This window comes from Neoroseomonas lacus, assembly GCF_014644535.1.
GTDB lineage: Bacteria > Pseudomonadota > Alphaproteobacteria > Acetobacterales > Acetobacteraceae > Neoroseomonas > Neoroseomonas lacus.
Genome location: NZ_BMKW01000021.1, coordinates 1 through 17,293 on the forward strand (window position 1 = coordinate 1; position 17,293 = coordinate 17,293).

At 70.9% G+C, this 17,293-nt stretch carries 17 protein-coding genes; 15 read left to right on the plus strand and 2 right to left on the minus strand.

Annotated features, from left to right (window positions below):
• Window positions 1–572: 572 nt before the first annotated feature.
• From sppA to IEY36_RS27890, 9 genes are all read left to right on the plus strand, one after another.
• Window positions 573–1,487: a signal peptide peptidase SppA gene (gene sppA, locus IEY36_RS27850; RefSeq protein ID WP_188973156.1), complete on the plus strand. Its 915-nt coding sequence runs from the start codon at window positions 573–575 to the stop codon at window positions 1,485–1,487.
• Between the two features lie 48 nt (window positions 1,488–1,535).
• Entirely contained in the window at window positions 1,536–1,856 is a 321-nt protein-coding gene (gene ihfB, locus IEY36_RS27855) for an integration host factor subunit beta (RefSeq protein ID WP_188973158.1), read from the plus strand.
• 13 nt (window positions 1,857–1,869) lie between these two features.
• The gene (locus IEY36_RS27860; protein WP_188973160.1) at window positions 1,870–2,181 is read left to right on the plus strand and encodes a lipopolysaccharide assembly protein LapA domain-containing protein; all 312 of its coding nucleotides are present in this window, start codon (window positions 1,870–1,872) and stop codon (window positions 2,179–2,181) included.
• Entirely contained in the window at window positions 2,178–2,891 is a 714-nt protein-coding gene (pyrF, locus tag IEY36_RS27865) for an orotidine-5'-phosphate decarboxylase (RefSeq protein WP_188973162.1), read from the plus strand. The genes IEY36_RS27860 and pyrF overlap by 4 nt, the downstream gene beginning before the upstream one ends.
• 4 nt (window positions 2,892–2,895) lie before the next feature.
• Window positions 2,896–3,537, plus strand: coding sequence for a phosphoribosylanthranilate isomerase (locus tag IEY36_RS27870; RefSeq protein ID WP_188973164.1), 642 nt, complete (start codon window positions 2,896–2,898; stop codon window positions 3,535–3,537).
• Window positions 3,538–3,589: 52 nt separating this feature from the next.
• Window positions 3,590–4,561, plus strand: a complete 972-nt coding sequence (locus IEY36_RS27875; protein ID WP_188973166.1) for a dienelactone hydrolase family protein — start codon at window positions 3,590–3,592, stop codon at window positions 4,559–4,561.
• A 422-nt stretch (window positions 4,562–4,983) separates the two neighbouring features.
• Window positions 4,984–6,222, plus strand: a complete 1,239-nt coding sequence (gene trpB / locus IEY36_RS27880; protein ID WP_188973254.1) for a tryptophan synthase subunit beta — start codon at window positions 4,984–4,986, stop codon at window positions 6,220–6,222.
• The gene (gene trpA, locus IEY36_RS27885) at window positions 6,219–7,037 is read left to right on the plus strand and encodes a tryptophan synthase subunit alpha (RefSeq protein WP_188973168.1); all 819 of its coding nucleotides are present in this window, start codon (window positions 6,219–6,221) and stop codon (window positions 7,035–7,037) included. Before trpB ends, trpA begins: the two co-directional genes overlap by 4 nt.
• Before the next feature lie 434 nt (window positions 7,038–7,471).
• Complete coding sequence (locus IEY36_RS27890) at window positions 7,472–9,049, plus strand: ABC transporter substrate-binding protein (protein ID WP_188973170.1); 1,578 nt, start codon at window positions 7,472–7,474, stop codon at window positions 9,047–9,049.
• A 319-nt stretch (window positions 9,050–9,368) separates the two neighbouring features.
• Here the strand turns inward: IEY36_RS27890 and IEY36_RS27895 are convergent, their stop codons facing one another.
• Entirely contained in the window at window positions 9,369–10,388 is a 1,020-nt protein-coding gene (locus IEY36_RS27895) for an enoyl-CoA hydratase/isomerase family protein (protein ID WP_188973172.1), read from the minus strand.
• A gap of 168 nt (window positions 10,389–10,556) precedes the next feature.
• Between IEY36_RS27895 and IEY36_RS27900 the strand changes: the two genes are divergently transcribed.
• The 4 genes from IEY36_RS27900 to IEY36_RS27915 all read left to right on the plus strand — a co-directional run bounded on the left by IEY36_RS27900 (window position 10,557) and on the right by IEY36_RS27915 (window position 15,163).
• The gene (locus IEY36_RS27900; RefSeq protein WP_188973174.1) at window positions 10,557–11,651 is read left to right on the plus strand and encodes an ABC transporter ATP-binding protein; all 1,095 of its coding nucleotides are present in this window, start codon (window positions 10,557–10,559) and stop codon (window positions 11,649–11,651) included.
• Window positions 11,652–11,797: 146 nt separating this feature from the next.
• Complete coding sequence (locus IEY36_RS27905; protein ID WP_188973176.1) at window positions 11,798–12,841, plus strand: ABC transporter substrate-binding protein; 1,044 nt, start codon at window positions 11,798–11,800, stop codon at window positions 12,839–12,841.
• 355 nt (window positions 12,842–13,196) lie between these two features.
• Window positions 13,197–14,381 (plus strand): ABC transporter permease, encoded by a 1,185-nt coding sequence (locus tag IEY36_RS27910; protein WP_188973178.1) that lies wholly within the window; start codon window positions 13,197–13,199, stop codon window positions 14,379–14,381.
• A complete protein-coding gene (locus IEY36_RS27915) occupies window positions 14,381–15,163 on the plus strand; it encodes an ABC transporter permease (RefSeq protein ID WP_188973180.1) in 783 nt (260 codons plus the stop codon). Before IEY36_RS27910 ends, IEY36_RS27915 begins: the two co-directional genes overlap by 1 nt.
• A gap of 96 nt (window positions 15,164–15,259) precedes the next feature.
• On the opposite strand, the gene IEY36_RS27920 is transcribed toward IEY36_RS27915, so the two are convergent.
• On the minus strand, window positions 15,260–15,673 hold the full coding sequence (locus IEY36_RS27920) for a zinc-ribbon domain-containing protein (protein WP_188973182.1): 414 nt from the start codon (window positions 15,671–15,673) through the stop codon (window positions 15,260–15,262).
• Window positions 15,674–15,753: 80 nt separating this feature from the next.
• On the opposite strand from IEY36_RS27920, the gene IEY36_RS27925 reads away from it, so the two are divergent.
• A complete protein-coding gene (locus tag IEY36_RS27925) occupies window positions 15,754–16,428 on the plus strand; it encodes a cell division ATP-binding protein FtsE (RefSeq protein ID WP_188973184.1) in 675 nt (224 codons plus the stop codon).
• Entirely contained in the window at window positions 16,421–17,278 is an 858-nt protein-coding gene (locus tag IEY36_RS27930) for an FtsX-like permease family protein (RefSeq protein WP_188973186.1), read from the plus strand. The genes IEY36_RS27925 and IEY36_RS27930 overlap by 8 nt, the downstream gene beginning before the upstream one ends.
• Window positions 17,279–17,293 lie beyond the last annotated feature (15 nt).

Sequence of the window (17,293 nt, forward strand, 5' to 3'; positions counted from 1 at the left end):
GGCACCGAGGCGGACCAGTTCGTGTTCACCTCGTCCAGCCAGGGCACCGACACGATCACCGACTTCGCCGTGCTGGTCGACGATATCGTGATTGCCGCGTCCGGGTTCGGTGGCGGGCTGTTCGCCGGTGCCGACCTCGCGGCGCTGGGGCGCTTCGTCTCCAACACCACGGGCCTCGCCACGGCGGCCTTCGGGCAGTTCATCCAGGAGACGGATGTCGGCAGGCTGTGGTGGGACGTCGACGGCACGGGTGCGACGGGCCGCGTCGCGGTGGCGGACCTGCTCGGCACCGCGGGCCAGAACCTCAGCGCCNTACGGCGGCGCCGCGCCCGGTCAGGTGGAAGCGCCTGGGCGACGGACGGCGCTTGTGGCCACGAACCTGGCGCCGGGCGGCGTGCCACCGGGCCATGCGTCGGCACGGCGCCGGCCACCCCCGGCAAGCCTCATCGACTGGACTGATGTCGCCGACGGGTGCGGGGCGGTGACGGACATTGCGGCAAGGCCTGACGCCGGCGACGCCAAGTGGCACGCAACCCTTGCCCCCGCCCCCCCACATCGCCATTGAGGGTTCCATGTCTCTCGAACCCGACCTCCTTGCCGACCGCCGCCGTCTGCGCCGCCGCCTGACCCTGTGGCGGGCCCTTGCCATCGTCGCTGTGTTCGGTGCCGTCGCCTTCGTCGCCGGGTCGCGCGGGCCCGAGGGGCTGGCGGGCTCGCAGCATGTACTGCGCCTGCCGGTCTCCGGCATGATCACCGAGGACCGCCGCATCCTCCAGGCGCTGGACCGCGCCGCTACCGACGACAGTGTGCGTGCCGTGCTGGTCGCGATCGACAGCCCCGGCGGCACCATGGCGGGCGGCGAGGCGATGCACACCGCGCTGACGCGCATCGCCGCACGCAAGCCGGTGGTGGCGGTGATGGGTGCGACGGCAGCCTCGGCCGGCTACATGGTCGCCCTGCCTGCGCAGCGGATCTTCGCCCGCGACGCCACCGTCACCGGCTCGATCGGCGTGTTGCTGCAGAGCTTCGAGGTCTCGACCTTGATGGAACGGCTCGGGGTGCGCCCGGAGGTCGTCGCCTCCGGCCCGCTCAAGGACCAGCCGAGCCCGTTCCGCCCTCTCACCGAGGAAGGCCGCGCTGCACTCAACCGCGTGATCGGCGACCTTTACGCGCAATTTGTCGCGATGGTCGCGCAAGCGCGCCACATGGAACCGGACCGGGTGCGCCAATTGGCCGATGGCCGCGTCCTCACCGGCCGCCAGGCGCTCGCTGCCGGGCTGGTGGACGCGATTGGCGGGGAACGCGAGGCTCGCGCCTGGCTCGCCACCGAGCGCCAGGTGCCCGAGTCGCTGCCGATGCGCGATGTCGAGACGCGCGGCACGGCTGAGCGGCTGCTCTCATCCGTGACCGAATCGATGATGAAAAGCCTTTTTTCGGAATGGCTTGGCGTTGACGCCCCCCGCGCGCTTTGGCAGCCTTCGCGCTGAACCGACAAGGATGCGCCACCGTTCCGGCGCGCGATGGGAAGGCCTGGGATGACGAAATCCGAGTTGATTGCGCATCTCTCCGGGGCCAATCCGCATCTGCGGCTGCCGGATGTGGAATTGATCGTCGCCACCATCTTCGCCGAGATCACCACCGCGCTCGCGCGTGGGGACCGGGTGGAGCTGCGCGGCTTCGGCGCCTTCTCGACCAAGACGCGCGATCCGCGTACGGGACGCAATCCGCGCACCGGGGAATCGGTCGCGGTGACCGCGAAATCCGTGCCCTATTTCAAGCCGGGCAAGGAATTGCGGGAACGGATCAACAAGCCGGCGGCGCCGCGCGCGCCTGTGCGTGCGCCCTCCGCCGCCTGAAAAGGCCGTGATCATGCGCTGGATCATCTTCATCCCGTTCGCCGGGCTCGTGGTGTTGTTTGCGCTGTCGAACCGGCAGCCGGTGGACCTTCGCCTGTGGCCCTTCGACCTGGTGTGGCAGACGCCGCTCTCGGTGGCGGTGCTCGCCGCCTCAGCGCTGGCCTTCCTGGCCGGCGCGGGCATCGTCTGGGTCTCGGGCATGCCGCAGCGCAGCCGCTCGCGCGCCGCGATCCGCCGTGCCGAGGGGCTGCAGCGCGAGGTGGACACCGTCCGCGCCCGCGAACGTGCCGAAGCGGCCAACCACCTCGCCGGGCAGGGCTCGTGAGCGCGCGGCCGGCCAGCGCGGCGGCGCGGATCATCCCCGCGCTCGACGCCGGCGACCTCGCCCGGGCCGAGGCGCTGGCGGGCGTGCTGGCGCCGCATTGCGGGCTGCTGAAGGTGGGGCTGGAGCTATTCTGCGCGGCCGGCGGGCCAGCGGTGGCCGCCGTGTCGCGCCATCGCCCGGTCTTCCTCGATGTGAAGCTGCACGACATCCCCAACACCGTGGCCGGCGCGTTGCGCTCGCTGCTGCCGCTCAAGCCGGCAATGGTGACGCTGCATGCCGGCGGCGGCCCGGCGATGATCGCCGCCGCGCGCGAACAGGCCGAGAAGGCCGGCGCCGATCGGCCCATCCTGCTCGCCGTCACCGTGCTGACCAGCATGGATGCCGCCGCGCTCGCCGCGACCGGCGTGGCCGACAGCCCGGCCGGGCAGGTGCTGCGCCTCGCCCGCATGGCGGTGGCCGCCGGCGCCGATGGCCTGGTGTGCAGCCCGCATGAGGCGGCGATGCTCCGGGCCGACCTCGGGCCCGACCCGGTGCTCGTCGTGCCCGGCGTCCGTCCGGCCGGCAGCGATGTGGGCGACCAGGCGCGCACCGCGACCCCGGCCGAGGCGGTCGCGGCCGGGGCGGATTGGATCGTGATCGGCCGGCCGATCACCGGCGCCGCCGACCCCGCCGCCGCCGCCCGGGCCATCGCCGCGTCACTGCCGGGCTGAAGCCATGTCGGTCGAGGTGAAGATCTGCGGCATCCGCGATGCCGAGGCGCTGGACGCCGCCGTGGAGGCCGGTGCGGATCTCATCGGCTTCGTCTTCTTCCCGCCCTCCCCACGCGCCGTCACACCGGCCGAGGCTGGTGCGCTGTCGGCGCGCCACGCCGGCGGGCCCGTGCGCGTCGGTCTGTTCGTCGATCCGACCGACGAGCAACTGGCCGCCACCCTCGCCGAAGCACCGCTCGGCCTGATCCAGCTTCATGGCGAGGAGACGCCGGACCGCGCCGCCGCCATCCGCGCCCGCTTCGGCCTGCCGGTGATGAAGGCGCTGGGCATCGGCGCGCCGGAGGACCTGGCCGCTGTGGAGGCCTTCGCCCCGGTGGTCGACCGCTTCCTGTTCGACGCCAAGCCGCCGCCCGGCGGGCCGCTGCCCGGCGGCAATGCGCAGCCCTTCGAATGGCGGCTGATGGCCGGGCACGCCATCCCGAGGCCCTGGCTGCTGGCCGGCGGGCTCACGCCGGGCAATGTCGCCGAGGCCATCCGTACCGCCCAGGCGCCGGGCGTCGATGTCTCCTCCGGCGTCGAGCGCGCGCGCGGCGTGAAGGACCCCGCCCTGATCCGCGCCTTCGTTTCTTCCGCGAAGGGACGTTGACGCGGCGGGGGCCGACGCCGCAGCGTGGCGCCGACTGAAGGAGAAACGCCCGATGCGCGCGCTGCCCCTGTTCCTAGCCCTGTTGCTCGCGGCCTGCGGCGGCGGCGGTCCACGGCCCGACCCCTTCACCTATACCGGCGCCGGCGGCCAGCCGATGATCGCCGAGCTGTACATGCCGCCGGGCACCGAGCGCGTGCCCGTCGTCATCCTGTCGCATGACGTGCGCGGCAAGCGCGACGCGCAGTTGCAGCCCTATGTCGATGCGCTGAAGGGGGCTGGCGCGGCGGTCATCGTGCTCGACCATTACGGGCCGCGCAGCATCGACCCCTCGCAGCCGAGCGGGCAGCGCGCCTGGTTCACCTCGATGGATTTCGCGCTGGATGCGCTCTCGGCGCTCGACAAGGCGACCGAGAACCAGCGCATCGACACGCGCCGCGCCGGGCTGGTCGGCTTCGGGGAGGGCGGCGGCGGCGGGTCGGTGCTCGCCGCGCATCAATGGCTGCTGCAGTCGCGCCCGGCCAATGCGGCGCGCTTCCTGGCGGTGGCGGCGGTGCAGCCGGAATGCTCCTACCGCGTCGGCAATCGCGACACCGGGCGGCGGCCGATCCTCATCATCGTCGGCGACCGCGACAACCGCACGGGGAAGCCGGCCTGCGACGACCTCGGCTCCTATCTGCGCGCGGCGGGCGGCAATGTGACGGTCAACACCTATCGCGGCGCCCGCCACGGCTTCGACGACCCGCCCGGCGCGGTGCGCGCCGACCCGCAGGGCGAGAACATCACCCGCTGCGTCTGGCAGCAGGGGCCGGACGGGCTGTGGCGGGAACGCGCCTCGGGCGTGTCGGGGGCGTCGCTGTTCCGCATCGGGGCGAATGACCAGACGGTCGCAGCCTATGTGCGGAGCCGCGAGGCGTGCCGGACGCTCGGCACCGAAACCCAGGGCGATGCGGCACTGCGCACGCGCGCGGTGGGCGAGGTGGCCGGGCATATGCAGCAGCACGTTGTCAGCGTCAGGCCGCGATAGAGGGCCGGGTCGCTCGGTAGACGCGAAGGGTACAACCGGAGAGGACTTTGCCCCCTCCGGGCCTCCCCCACCAAAGGCCCGAGGCCTTTGGAAACCAATACTTGGCATTGGGCTGTGTGGGCATTTTTCGCAGAAGCGAGACGCCCGCCGTGCCCGGTGCCAAGCAGCCTCCCGGGCACTTTGCCCCGCGCGCCATCACCACCTTGGTCAGACCCTCGGGCCCAACACCAAGTCGAGGTGTCCAGAGGCCCTTAGGCCTTTGGTGGGGAGGGCCCGGGAGGGGCAAAGCCCCTCTCGGTTCCACCGCCCAGGATTATGCGCCTCCGCACACCAATCTCCGGCGCCGCATCTCTGCCCCTCTATGGCCGCTCGCCACCCGATCCGCTAAACGTGGCGCTTCCTGGGAACGCCGAGTGACCGTCTTGAACAAGCCACTGCCCAATTCCTACCGTCAGGGTCCTGACGCCCGCGGCCGTTTCGGCCAGTTCGGCGGCCGCTTCGTCGCCGAGACGCTGATGCCGCTGATCCTCGAGGTCGAGCACGCCTATGAGGCGTCGAAGAAGGATGCTGCCTTCCAGGCCGAATGGCGTCGCCTGCTGAAGGACTATGTCGGCCGCCCCTCGCCGCTCTGGTACGCCGAGCGCCTGACGAAGCACCTGCGCTCCAACGCCGCGCCGGGCCATGGTGCGAAGGTCTATTTCAAGCGCGACGAGCTGAACCACACCGGCGCGCACAAGATCAACGCGGTGCTCGGCCAGATCCTGCTCGCGAAGAAGATGGGCAAGACGCGCATCATCGCCGAGACCGGCGCCGGCCAGCATGGCGTCGCCACCGCCACCGCCTGCGCGCTGTTCGACCTGCCCTGCACCGTCTTCATGGGCGCCACCGATGTGGAGCGCCAGCAGCCCAACGTGTTCCGCATGAAGCTGCTCGGCGCCGAAGTCGTGCCCGTGACCTCCGGCGCCTCCACGCTGAAGGACGCGATGAACGAGGCCCTGCGCTACTGGGTCGCCAACGTCCACGACACCTATTACTGCATCGGCACCGTCGCCGGGCCGCACCCCTACCCGGCCATGGTGCGCGACTTCCAATCCGTCATCGGCGAGGAGACCCGCGCGCAGATGATGGCCGCCGAAGGCCGCCTGCCCGATGCGCTGGTCGCCGCGATCGGCGGCGGCTCGAACGCGATGGGGCTGTTCTTTCCCTTCCTCGACGACGAATCCGTCTCGATGTACGGCGTCGAGGCGGCCGGCCATGGCGTCGACACCGACCAGCACGCGGCCTCGCTCACCAAGGGCCGCCCCGGCGTGCTGCACGGCAACCGCACCTACCTACTGCAGGATGAATTCGGCCAGATCCAGGAGGCGCATTCGATCAGCGCCGGCCTCGATTATCCCGGCATCGGGCCGGAGCATTCCTGGCTGCATGAACTCGGCCGCGTGAACTACGTGCATGCGACCGACCAGGAAGCGCTCGACGCCTTCCAGCTCTGCTCGAAGCTCGAAGGCATCATCCCCGCGCTCGAACCCGCCCATGCGGCGGCCTACGTCATGCAACTCGCGCCGCGCCTGGCGGCGGACAAGATCATCGTGATGAACATGTGCGGCCGTGGCGACAAGGACATCTTCACCGTCGCCGCGCATCTGGGGGTAAAGCTGTGAGCCGCATCGCCACGCGCTTCGCGGCGCTGAAGAAGGAAGGGCGCGGGGCCTTCATTCCCTTCCTCGAAGCCTACGATCCCGACCCCGCCACCTCCATGGCGATCCTGCGCGGCTTTCCCCGCGCGGGGGCGGACCTCATCGAGATCGGCATGCCCTTCACCGACCCGATGGCCGATGGCCCGACCGTCCAGCGCGCCGGCCAGCGCGGGCTGAAGGCGGGCGCGACACTCGCCGGCACGCTCGCCATGGTGCGCGACTTCCGGCGCGAGGACGACGCCACGCCCGTCATCCTGATGGGCTACTACAACCCGATCCTCTCCTACGGCGTGGAGCGCTTCTGCACCGATGCCTCCGCCTCCGGCGTCGACGGCCTGATCGTGGTGGACGTGCCGCCGGAGGAGGCCGATGAGATCGAGCCTTCGACGAAGGCGAATGGCCTCGACCTGATCCGCCTGATCGCGCCGACGACGGATGACGTGCGCCTGCCGCGCGTGCTCGCGGCGACATCGGGCTTCGTCTACTACGTCGCGATCACCGGCATCACCGGCACGCGCAGCGCCACGACGGAAGCGCTGGCCGCCGCCATCCCGCGCATCCGCCAGCACACCAGCCTGCCGATCGCCATCGGCTTTGGCGTGCGCACGCCGCAACAGGCCGCCGAGGCGTCGCGCATCGCGGACGGCGCGGTGGTGGCCTCGGCGCTGATCGACACGCTGGCGGCAACGCTCGACGAACAGGGCCGCGCGAAGCCGGACACCGTGCGCAAGGTGCTCGACCAGGTGCGCGCCCTGTCGGACGCGGTGCGCGCGGCGTAGCCAGGACGGTCGAGGGGCGCTGCCCCTCGAACACCCCGGCAGGAAACTCAGTTTGCGCGTTCAGTGAAGGTCGAGGGGCGCCGCCCCTCGAGCACCCCGGCAGGAAACTCAGTTTCCTGCACCTTCGCCCGATTTCTGCGAAATCGATGAAGGGGATGGTCCGGCGCGCACACCGCATGCGCACCAATGATTGCTCCCGAGGCCTTCGTCGTGAACGCCGCACATCCTGCCCCACGCGCAGGAACCCCAGTCGGTATCGTTCCTGACAGCCCCGCCCATCGTCAAAGGCCGGCATTCCAAAGTGCCCGGCACTTTGGCGGGGTGGTTTGGAGGGGCGGCGCCCCTCCAACCTTCCGCGCGCGCCCCGGTTGTCCTTCCCACTACCCCGGTGCCATGCTCCGCCCGCGACAGGGACCACAAAGGGATAGACGAACATGCAACGCAGAGACCTGCTTGCGGCCGGCTTTGCCACGCTGGCGGCACCGGCGCTCGCGCAATCGGCGAATTCGCGCGTGCTGCGCTTCGTGCCGCAGGCCAACCTCACCTCGCTCGACCCGATCTGGACCACCGCCGCGGTGACGGAGAACCACGGCTGGACGGTGTTCGACACCCTCTACGGCATGACCGAGGACCTCAAGGTCCGCCCGCAGATGGCCGACAGCCACAGCGTCTCGGATGACGGCCTCACCTGGCTCATCAAGCTGCGCGACGGCCTGCTGTGGCACGATGGCGAGAAGGTCACGGCACGCGACTGCGCCATGAGCCTGTCGCGCTGGAGCAAGCGCGACACTTTCGGCCAATCACTCGGCGTCGTGGTCGAGGCCTGGGAAGCCGCCGATGACCGCACCATCCGCATCCGGCTGAAGTCGAAATTTCCGCTGCTGCTCGAGGCCCTCGCGAAGCCCGCCGCCGTCGTGCCCTTCATGATGCCCGAACGCATCGCGAGCACCGACCCGTTCCGCCAGATGACCGAGGTGATCGGCTCCGGCCCCTATCGCTTCATGAAGGACGAATACGTCTCCGGCAGCCGCGCGGTCTACCAGAAGTTCGACGGCTACGTGCCGCGGCAGGAAGCGCCCTCGCGCACCGCCGGTGGCAAGGTCGCGCACATGGAACGCGTCGAGTGGACCATCATGCCCGACAGCGCGACCGCCGCCGCGGCGCTGCAGGCCAATGAGATCGACTGGTGGGAACAGGTCAATGCCGACCTCGCCCCGCTGCTGCGCCGCGCCCGTGGCGTGCAGGTCGAGGTGCTGAACCGGCTCGGCTATATCGGCGTCGCGCGCTTCAACTGCCTGAACGCGCCCTTCGACAAGCCGGCGGTCCGCCGCGCCTTGCTCGGCGCTATCAACCAGGAGGACTACCTGCGCGGCGTCACCGGTAACGACCCGTCGGGCTTCCGCGTCTGCCCGTCCATGTGGCCCTGCGGCACGAGCTATGAGAGCACCGCCGGCAACGACCTCCTGCGCGGACCGCGCGACCTCGACAAGGTCCGCGCCGAACTCCGCACTGCTGGCTACAATGGCGAGAAGATCGTCATCATCAACCCGACAGACTTCCCGACCATCGGGCCGTTCGGCCAGGTGACGGCGGACCTGTTGCGCCGGCTCGGCATGAACGTCGAACTGGTCGAGACGGATTGGGGCTCGGTGGTGCAGCGCCGCGCCAGCAAGGCTGCGCCGGACGCCGGTGGCTGGTCGATCTTCCACACCTGGTGGCCGTCGGTCTCCATCATCAATCCGGCGGTGAACGCGACGCTGCGCGGGCAGGGCGAACGCGGCTGGTTCGGCTGGTACGCCAACCCGCGCGTCGAGGAGGCGGCGGCACAGTGGCTGCAGGCCTCGACCGAGGAAGAACAGAAGCGCCTGGCGGAACTGATTCAGCGCGAATCCTTCGAGAACGCGCCGGTGCTGCCGCTCGGGCAGTTCTTCATCGCCACCGCGTATCGCAGCGGGCTGTCCGGCTTCGTGCCGGGCAACGCGCCCTATCCGTGGAACATCAAGCGCGGGTGAGCGGCGCACGGAGAGGGGCTCTGCCCCTCTCCGGACCTCTCCCCTTCAAAGGCCTGATACCAGCGGCCCCTGATCTTGGTCGGTGGGATCGAGAGGGGCGTTGCCCCTCTCGGGCTCTCCTCACCAAAGGCCTAAGGGCCTTTGGAAACCTCGACTTGGCGCGGTGCGCAGCGGTCTGCAGGGGCGGCGAAACCCACTCTTGCGCACGAAGCACGTGCCGCAACGACAGCATACGTTCCACGCCCAGTGCCAGAAGACGGCATTCCAAAGTGCACTGCACTTTGGCGGGGTGGTTTGGAGGGGCGGCGCCCCTCCGTATTCACGCGCCGAACATCGCCTGGATCGCCGCCGGGTCCACATCCTCGACCTTCGCCGGCTGCCACTTCGGCGCGCCGTCCTTGTCCACCAGCACCGACCGCACGCCCTCGGCGAAGTCCGGATGCACGTTCACCACCACGCGCGTCAGCGCCAGTTCCGTCGCCAAGCACCCCGCGAGGTCCTGCCGCGCGCCACGGCGCAGCAACTCCAGCGACACGCACAGCGAGGTCGGCGACATCCGCCGCAGGATTTTCGACTGAGCTGCCGCCCAGTCGGTGCCTTCGGCGTCCAGCGCGGCAATGATCCCGGCGATGCTGTCTCGGCCGAAGCAGCGGTCGATCGCCTCGCGATGCGGCGCGAAGGACGCCTCGGGTGGTGTCGCGGCGAAGCGCGCCACGGCATCGGTACCTTCGGTCACCAGGGCGGCGCGCAACGCGGCAAGGCTCTCGCGCGGCACGAAATGCGTGGCCAGGCCCGCATGCACCGAATCCGCCCCGGTCAGCCGCGCCCCGGTCAGCGCCAGCCAGGTGCCCACCGCACCCGGCAGCCGCGGCAACACGTAGGAGGTGCCGACATCCGGGAACAGCGCGATCGCCGTCTCCGGCATCGCGACCAGCGCATGCTCGGTGACGATGACCGGGCCGTTATGCACCGCGACGCCGATCCCGCCGCCCATGCAAACGCCGTCGATCAGGCTGACCCAGGGCTTGGGGAAGGTGGCGATGCCGGTGTTGACGGCATATTCCTCGGAAAAGAATGCTTCCACCGAAGCGGCATCGCCGGCGATCGCCGCCTCACGCACCGCGCGCACGTCCCCGCCGGCGCAGAAGGCGCGCCCGCCGGCCCCTTCGAGCACTACCAGCTTGACCGAAGCGTCGTCCTTCCACGCGTCGATCGCCTGGGCGAAGGCGCGGATCATCTCCAGCGTCAGGGCGTTCAGTGCCTTGGGCCGGTTCATCAGCAGGGTGCCGGCGAGACCCTCCCGCGCAGCGATCAGGGTGGGTTCAGCGGTCTCGCTCATGGCATTCGCTCCCGTGGGGCCGGTACCGCGCGGAACGATGCGTCCGCACGGGTGCAGGGTGGTCGTGACGACGACAGGCCAGGGCGGTTGCCCCACCCCGTGGCCGCCAGCGGCGTTACCGTCGCACCCGGCCGTTGACAAGCCGCCCCCGGCGCCGGATGCAAGGCCATGGCCGATACGCTGGTGCGCTTCGAGGGCGTTCGAAAGACCTATGGCGGCGCCGCCGCCGCCGCGGTGGTCGGGCTCGACCTTGAGATCGCGCGCGGGGAATTGATGACGCTGCTCGGCCCCTCGGGCTCGGGCAAGACCACCACGCTCATGATGCTGGCTGGCTTCGAGATGCCGAGTGCGGGGCGCATCCTGCTCGAAGGCCGCGATATCGCGCATACCGCCCCGCACAGGCGCGGCATCGGCGTGGTGTTCCAATCCTACGCGCTGTTCCCGCATATGAGCGTGGCGGAGAATGTCGGCTTCCCGCTCTCCGTGCGCGGCGTCGGCCGGGCGGAACGCGAGGCGCGCGTGCTGAAGGCGCTCGGCATGGTGCGACTGGAAGGCTACGCCGACCGCCGCCCGGTGCAGCTTTCCGGCGGCCAGCAGCAGCGCGTCGCCCTGGCCCGCGCCCTGGTCTTCGAACCGCCGATCGTGCTGCTGGACGAACCGCTCGGCGCACTCGACAAGGCGCTGCGCGAGGAGATGCAGCTCGAGATCCGCCACATCCACCAACGGCTCGGCGTGACGATGATGTACGTCACGCACGACCAGGCCGAGGCGCTGACCCTGTCGGACCGCATCGCCGTGTTCGAGGGCGGCCGCATCCGCCAGCTCGCCGACCCGAAGCGGCTGTATGACCGCCCGGCCGATGCCTTCGTCGCCGGCTTCGTCGGCGAGAACAACCTGCTGCCCGGCACCATCGAGGCGCGCGACGGCGAAGACTGCACCGTGCGCCTGGCCTGCGGCCCCGTCGTCGCGGCCCAGGCGGTGGATTGCGGCGCGGCCGGCCAGCCCTGCCTGGTCGCGATCCGCCCCGAACGGGTCGCGGTGGCCGGGGTGACGGCGAGCGACCTCGGCGAGGGCGCGCTGCCGGCCGTTCTGCAGGAAGCGATCTTCCTCGGCGACCATGTCCGGCTGCGGCTGAGCCTGGGCGATGGCGGGGAGATCCTGGCCAAGCGCCCCGCCGGGGTCGGCGCCTTGCCCGAACCGGGCGGCCCGGCGGCGATCGCCTGGCCGGAGGGGGCCGCCTTCGCCTTTCGCGCCGCCGGGTGATGCATCACGGCACGAATACTTGCGCCGGAAGCGATCACACGTCGACGGCGAGGGCATTTGGCCATGATTCGGGGCTTTCGGTTATTTCGCGGTGACCCGTCCCGCACTAGGCTTCACGCCTGCCCTGGGTGAAGGAGACGACCGCCATGAATCGCCGTACCGTCCTTAAGGGGGCGCTGGCCGCCAGCGTTCTGCCGAGTGTCGCGCGCGCCCAGGGCCGCGACCTCACCGTCGTCTCCTGGGGTGGCGCCTATCAGGACGCGCAGCGCGAGGTCTATTTCCGCCCCTTCCAGCAGGCCACGCGTTCGCGCCTGCTCGAGGAAACCTGGGATGGCGGCATCGGCGTGCTGCGTTCGCGCATCGCCTCCGGTGCCAATACCTGGGACGTGGTGCAGGTCGAATCCGAGGAATTGCTGATTGGCGGCGACGAAGGCCTGTTCGAGAAGCTCGACTGGGACGCGATCGGCGGCCGTGCCGCCTATATCCCCGAGGCGGTCAACGATTTCGGCGTCGGCGCCATCCTGTATTCCTTCATCATGGCCTATGACCGCGCCCGCCTGGCAACCGGGCCGACGAACTGGGCAGATTTCTTCGACACCGCGCGCTTTCCTGGCAAGCGCGGCATGCGCAAGGGCCCCAAGACCACGCTGGAAATGGCGCTGATGGCCGATGGCGTCGCCCCGGGCGAGGTCTATGCCTTGCTCGGCACACCGGCCGGCGTGGACCGCGCCTTCCGCAAGCTCGACAGCATCAAGGCGGACATTGCCTGGTTCGAACGCGGCTCGCAGCCGCCGCAATGGCTCGCCGCCGGCGAGGTGACCATGACCGTTGCCTACAACGGCCGCATCTCGGCGGCCAATGCGACCGATGGGCGCAACTTTGCGATCGTCTGGACCAACAACATCTTCACTCTGGATTCCTGGGTGATCATGAAGGGCAGCCCCAACAAGGCGCGCGCGCTGGAATTCCTGAAATTCGTCGGCCAGCCCTCGGTGCAGGCCGGGCTGCCGCCGAAAATCCCCTACGGCGTGACCGCGAAGGGCGCGAATGATGGGCTGCCGCCCGCATTGCTGGCGAACCTGCCGACGGCACCGGCGAACATCGCCACCGCGTTGCAACTGAGCGACACATTCTGGCTCGACAACCTCGACCGGCTGACGCAGCGGTTCAACACCTGGGTGTCGCGCTGAGGGTGCGGCGGAAGGTTGGAGGGGCGCCGCTCTATAGGCGCGCCGATTGGAGGGGCTTTGCCCCTCCAAGCCACCCCACCAAAGGCCCGAGGCCTTTGGAAACCGATACTTGGTGTTGGGCAATGGGGGCGCGCAACAGTCAAACGTCCACCCTGCCCGGTACCGGGGAGCATCCCCGGTATTGTGCCCGGCGCGACAATACCGTCTTGGCACGACCGTCGAGCCCCACACCAATTCAAGGTGTCCAGAGGCCCTTAGGCCGAGGGCTCTCATTGGCGTTGCTGCGCAACATCAATGGATACCCGTGGATGGGGAGATCGGGAGAGGGCAAAGCCCGCTCCGGTTTCACCGCGCCATGAACCGCCCCGCGCTGCTCACCGCGCCGCTGCTGCTGTTCCTGCTCGTCACCTTCATCGCCCCGATCGGCGCCTTCCTCTGGCGGGGCGTGACCGACACCGAGGTCGCCGAGGTGCTGCCCCGCACCGTCGCCGCCCTCGCCGACTGGAACGGCCAATCCACCCCGGACGAAGCCGCCTTCGCCGCCCTGGTCGCCGACTTGCGCGCGGCGCGCGAACGCGACCGCGAAACCGGCGCCGGTTCCATCCCCCGCGCCGCCGCCCGCCTCAATGCCGACTATCCCGGCTTTCGCGGCCTGCTGCCAATGACCACGCGGCGCATCGCCGCCCCCTTCGAAGGCAGCGCCCGCGACACGCTGCTCGTCATCAGCGAGGAGTGGCGCGCCCCCGAGACCTGGGGCGCTATCCACCGTGCCGGCGGCCCACTCTCCTCCTTCCATGTGCTGACAGCGCTCGACCTGCGGCAGGACGCAGCCGGGCATATCGCCCCGGTGCCGGACAACCAGGCGGTGTTCCGCGCCGTGCTGCTGCGCAGCCTGTGGATCAGCCTGACGGTGACCGCCTGCTGCCTGCTGCTCGGCTGGCCGATTGCCTGGCTGATCGCCACCGCGCAGGGGTGGAAGGCCACCGCCCTGCTGGCCGCGGTGATGCTGCCCTTCTGGATTTCGCTGATCGTGCGCACCGCGGCGTGGATGGTGCTGCTGCAGCGGGAGGGCATCGTGAATGCCGCGCTGGAGGCGCTCGGCGTGCCGGGCACGCCGCTGCCACTGATCATGAACCGCTTCGCCGTGGTGCTGGCGATGGTCCATATCCTGCTGCCCTTCATGGTGCTGCCGCTGGTCGCCGCCTTCCGCGCGCTGGACCCGAGACTGCCGCGCGCGGCGGCCTCGCTCGGCGCGGCGCCCTGGCGGGTGTTCCTGCGCGTGACGCTGCCGCTGTGCCTGCCGGGCATCGGGGCGGGCTGCATCCTGGTGTTCATCCAGGCGCTCGGCTTCTACGTGACGCCGGCGCTGCTGGGCGGGCCGAATGACCAGATGCTGGCCTGGTTCGTCGGCTTCTACGCGACGCGCAGCGTGAACTGGGGCCTGGCGGCAGCGCTGTCGATGCTGCTGCTGGTCGCGGTCGGTCTGTGCGTCGCGCTGTATGGCAGGCTGGCGGGCTTCCGCCGGCCGGGAGCGGCGTGATGGCGCGCGGGCTGCTGTGGGTTGCGGGCGTGCTGGTGGCGCTGTTCCTCGTCGCACCGATCGTCGCCATCCTGCCGCTGTCATTCTCGGCCGGCTCCTTCCTGTTCTACCCTCTGCCGGGGCTTTCGCTGCGCTGGTACCAGGACTTCTTCAGCTCGGATTTCTGGCTGCCGACGCTGTGGAATTCGCTGATCATCGGCAGCGCCGCGGCCGGACTGGCGACGCTGCTCGGCACGCCGGCCGCCTTCGGCCTGTGGCGCATGAAGGGTGCGGCCCGCGCCGTGGCGATGGGCGTGGTGCTGGCGCCGATGGTGGTGCCGGTGATCGTCATCGCCGTCGCGCTGCTGCTGGCCTTCGGGCCGATCGGCCTGGTGGCGACCTATACCGGCATGATCATCGCCCATGCAGCACTCGGCGCGCCCTTCGTGGTGGTGACGGTGCTGGCGGCGCTGGAGGGCTTCGACCCGGTGCAGCTGCGCGCCGCCGCGGCCTGCGGGGCGGGGCCGCTGCGCGCCTTCTTCCGGGTGTGCCTGCCGCAGATCACGCCCGGCGTGGCGGCCGGCGCGGTGTTCGCCTTCGCGACCTCGCTCGATGAGGTGGTGATCGCGCTGTTCATCGCCGGCCCGGCGCAGCGGACCTTGCCGCGACAGATGTTCGCCGGCCTGAACGAATCGATCAGCCTGACCACCGCGGCGGCATCGGCGATGCTGGTGGCCCTGTCGGTGGTCCTGCTGCTGGTGGTGGCGTGGCTGCAGGGTCGCGGCAAACGGGCATCAGGCTGAGCGCCCCAGCCTCGTCGATTTCGCAGAAATCGCCCGAAGGTCCAGGAAAATGAGTTTCCTGGCGGGGTGGTCCGGAGGGGCGGCGCCCCTCCGGCCTTACGCCAGCCCCAATGCCGCGAACAGCCGCGTGCTCGCCGGCCAGACCTCCATCACCTTCGCGTGGAACACGAGCAGCGAGACGACGGCCGCCGCCACCACCACGATCGACGCCACCCAGGCGCGCAGCAGCGCGGGCGACGGCGCTTCGGCGGCCTCCATGGCCGGCCGCCGCGGCGCGAGTGGCTCGGGCCGTGGCGCCGGCGCCGGCATTGCTTCCGCGGGCGGCTCCGGCACGGCCGCCGCGACGGGTGGCGCCGGCTCCGGCGGGCTGGCGGGCGGCGCTTCGGCCTCGACCGTCGGCAGCGGGAACTCCGTCCCGCAGCGCGAACAGCGCAGCGTGCGCGCCGGCCCGGCGAGCAGCCGGTCGGGCACGTCGTAGGTGGCGGCGCAGGAAGGGCAGGCGATGCGCATGTCGTTACCATCCTCGACCGGCGCCCGCCGCGCCGCAAGCAGCGGTTGAGCATCGGGCTCCACACGGGCACAACAGGGCCATGGTGCGATTCAGCCGTGTGGCCCTCGCCTATCCCGATCTGCGCGGACGGCTTGGTCCCGCGGTGCTGCGCGACCTGTCCTTCACCCTTGGCGAGGGCTCCTTCACCTGGATCCTCGGGCCGTCGGGGGCCGGTAAGTCCTCGGTGCTGCGGCTCATGCAGGCGGCGCTGCGCCCGACCGAGGGCGAGGTCGAGCTGCTCGGCGTCCCGATCTCGCGGGCGCGGCGGCGCGACCTGGCGCCGCTGCGCCGGCGCATCGGCACAGTGCACCAGGAATTCCGCCTGCTGTCGCACCTGTCCGCCTGGGACAATGTGGCGCTGCCGCTGCGCCTCGCCGGCGTCGCGGAATCAACCATCCGCGTCGATGTCGCCGACCTGCTCGACTGGATCGGGCTGGACGGCAAGGAGGCGCGGCGGCCGGAGGAACTCTCCGGCGGCGAGCAGCAGCGGCTGGTGATCGCGCGCGCCGTGGTCACCCGCCCGACCCTGCTGGTGGCCGACGAGCCGACCTCCGAGCTCGATGCCCGTCAGGCGCGGCGCACCCTCGCGCTACTGGCGGAAATGAACCGCCAGGGCACCACCGTGGTGGTCGCCACCCATTCCGAGGACCTGCCCAACCGCCACCCGGCGCGCATGCTCACGCTCGAAGGCGGCCGGCTGGTGGCCGATGGCTGAACCGCGGCGCCGCCTGGCGCGCGACCCGCTCGGCCTGCGCCGGGCGATGGCGGACCGCCTGCTGATCGGCCTGGTCGCCGCCATGGCGCTTCTGGCGGCGCTCGCCCTGGCCGGCCGGTCGGGGGCGGACCAGCTCGCCGAACGCTGGCGGGAAGGTGCCCAGGCCGCCGTCACCGTGCAGGTGCCGCAACCGACGGCCGACCGCATGGACCGCGCCCTCGCCGCGTTGCGCGACCTGCCCGAGGTCGCCCATGCCCAAGTGGTGGACCCCGCGCGCATGGCCGAATTGCTGCGCCCCTGGCTGGGCGGGGTGGAAGGCCTGCCGCTGCCCGGCGTGATCGAGCTGCGGCTGGCGAACCTGTCGGCCGATGCGGCGCTGATCGGCGACCGCGTGGCCGCCGAGGTGCCCGGCGCGGTGACCGAGGCGCACGGCGTCTGGGTCGCGCATCTCGCGGCGCTGGCGCGCGCGGTGCAGGGGCTGGCGCTGGCGGTACTCGCGCTGGTAGCCGCGGTGGCGGCGGCGGTGGTCGGCGTGGCGGTGCGCGCCGGCCTTTCCGCGCGGCGCGACGCGGTGCTGGTACTGCACGGGCTGGGCGCGACGGATGCCGATGTGGCCGGGCGCTTCGCCCGCCGCGCGGCGCATCTCGCCGCAGTGGGTGCTGCGGTCGGCACGATGCTCGCGGTGCCGGCGCTCGCTGGGCTCACCACGCTGGCCGGGCCGCTGGCCGGGGAAGCATCATGGCAGGCGCTGCCCTGGCTCGACCTCGCGCTGTTGCCGGTGGCCGCCGCGATCGTGGCCTGGGTGGCGACGCAGGCGACGGTGCGGCGGTGGCTGCGACGGCTGCCGTGACCCGAGGGGGTCGCT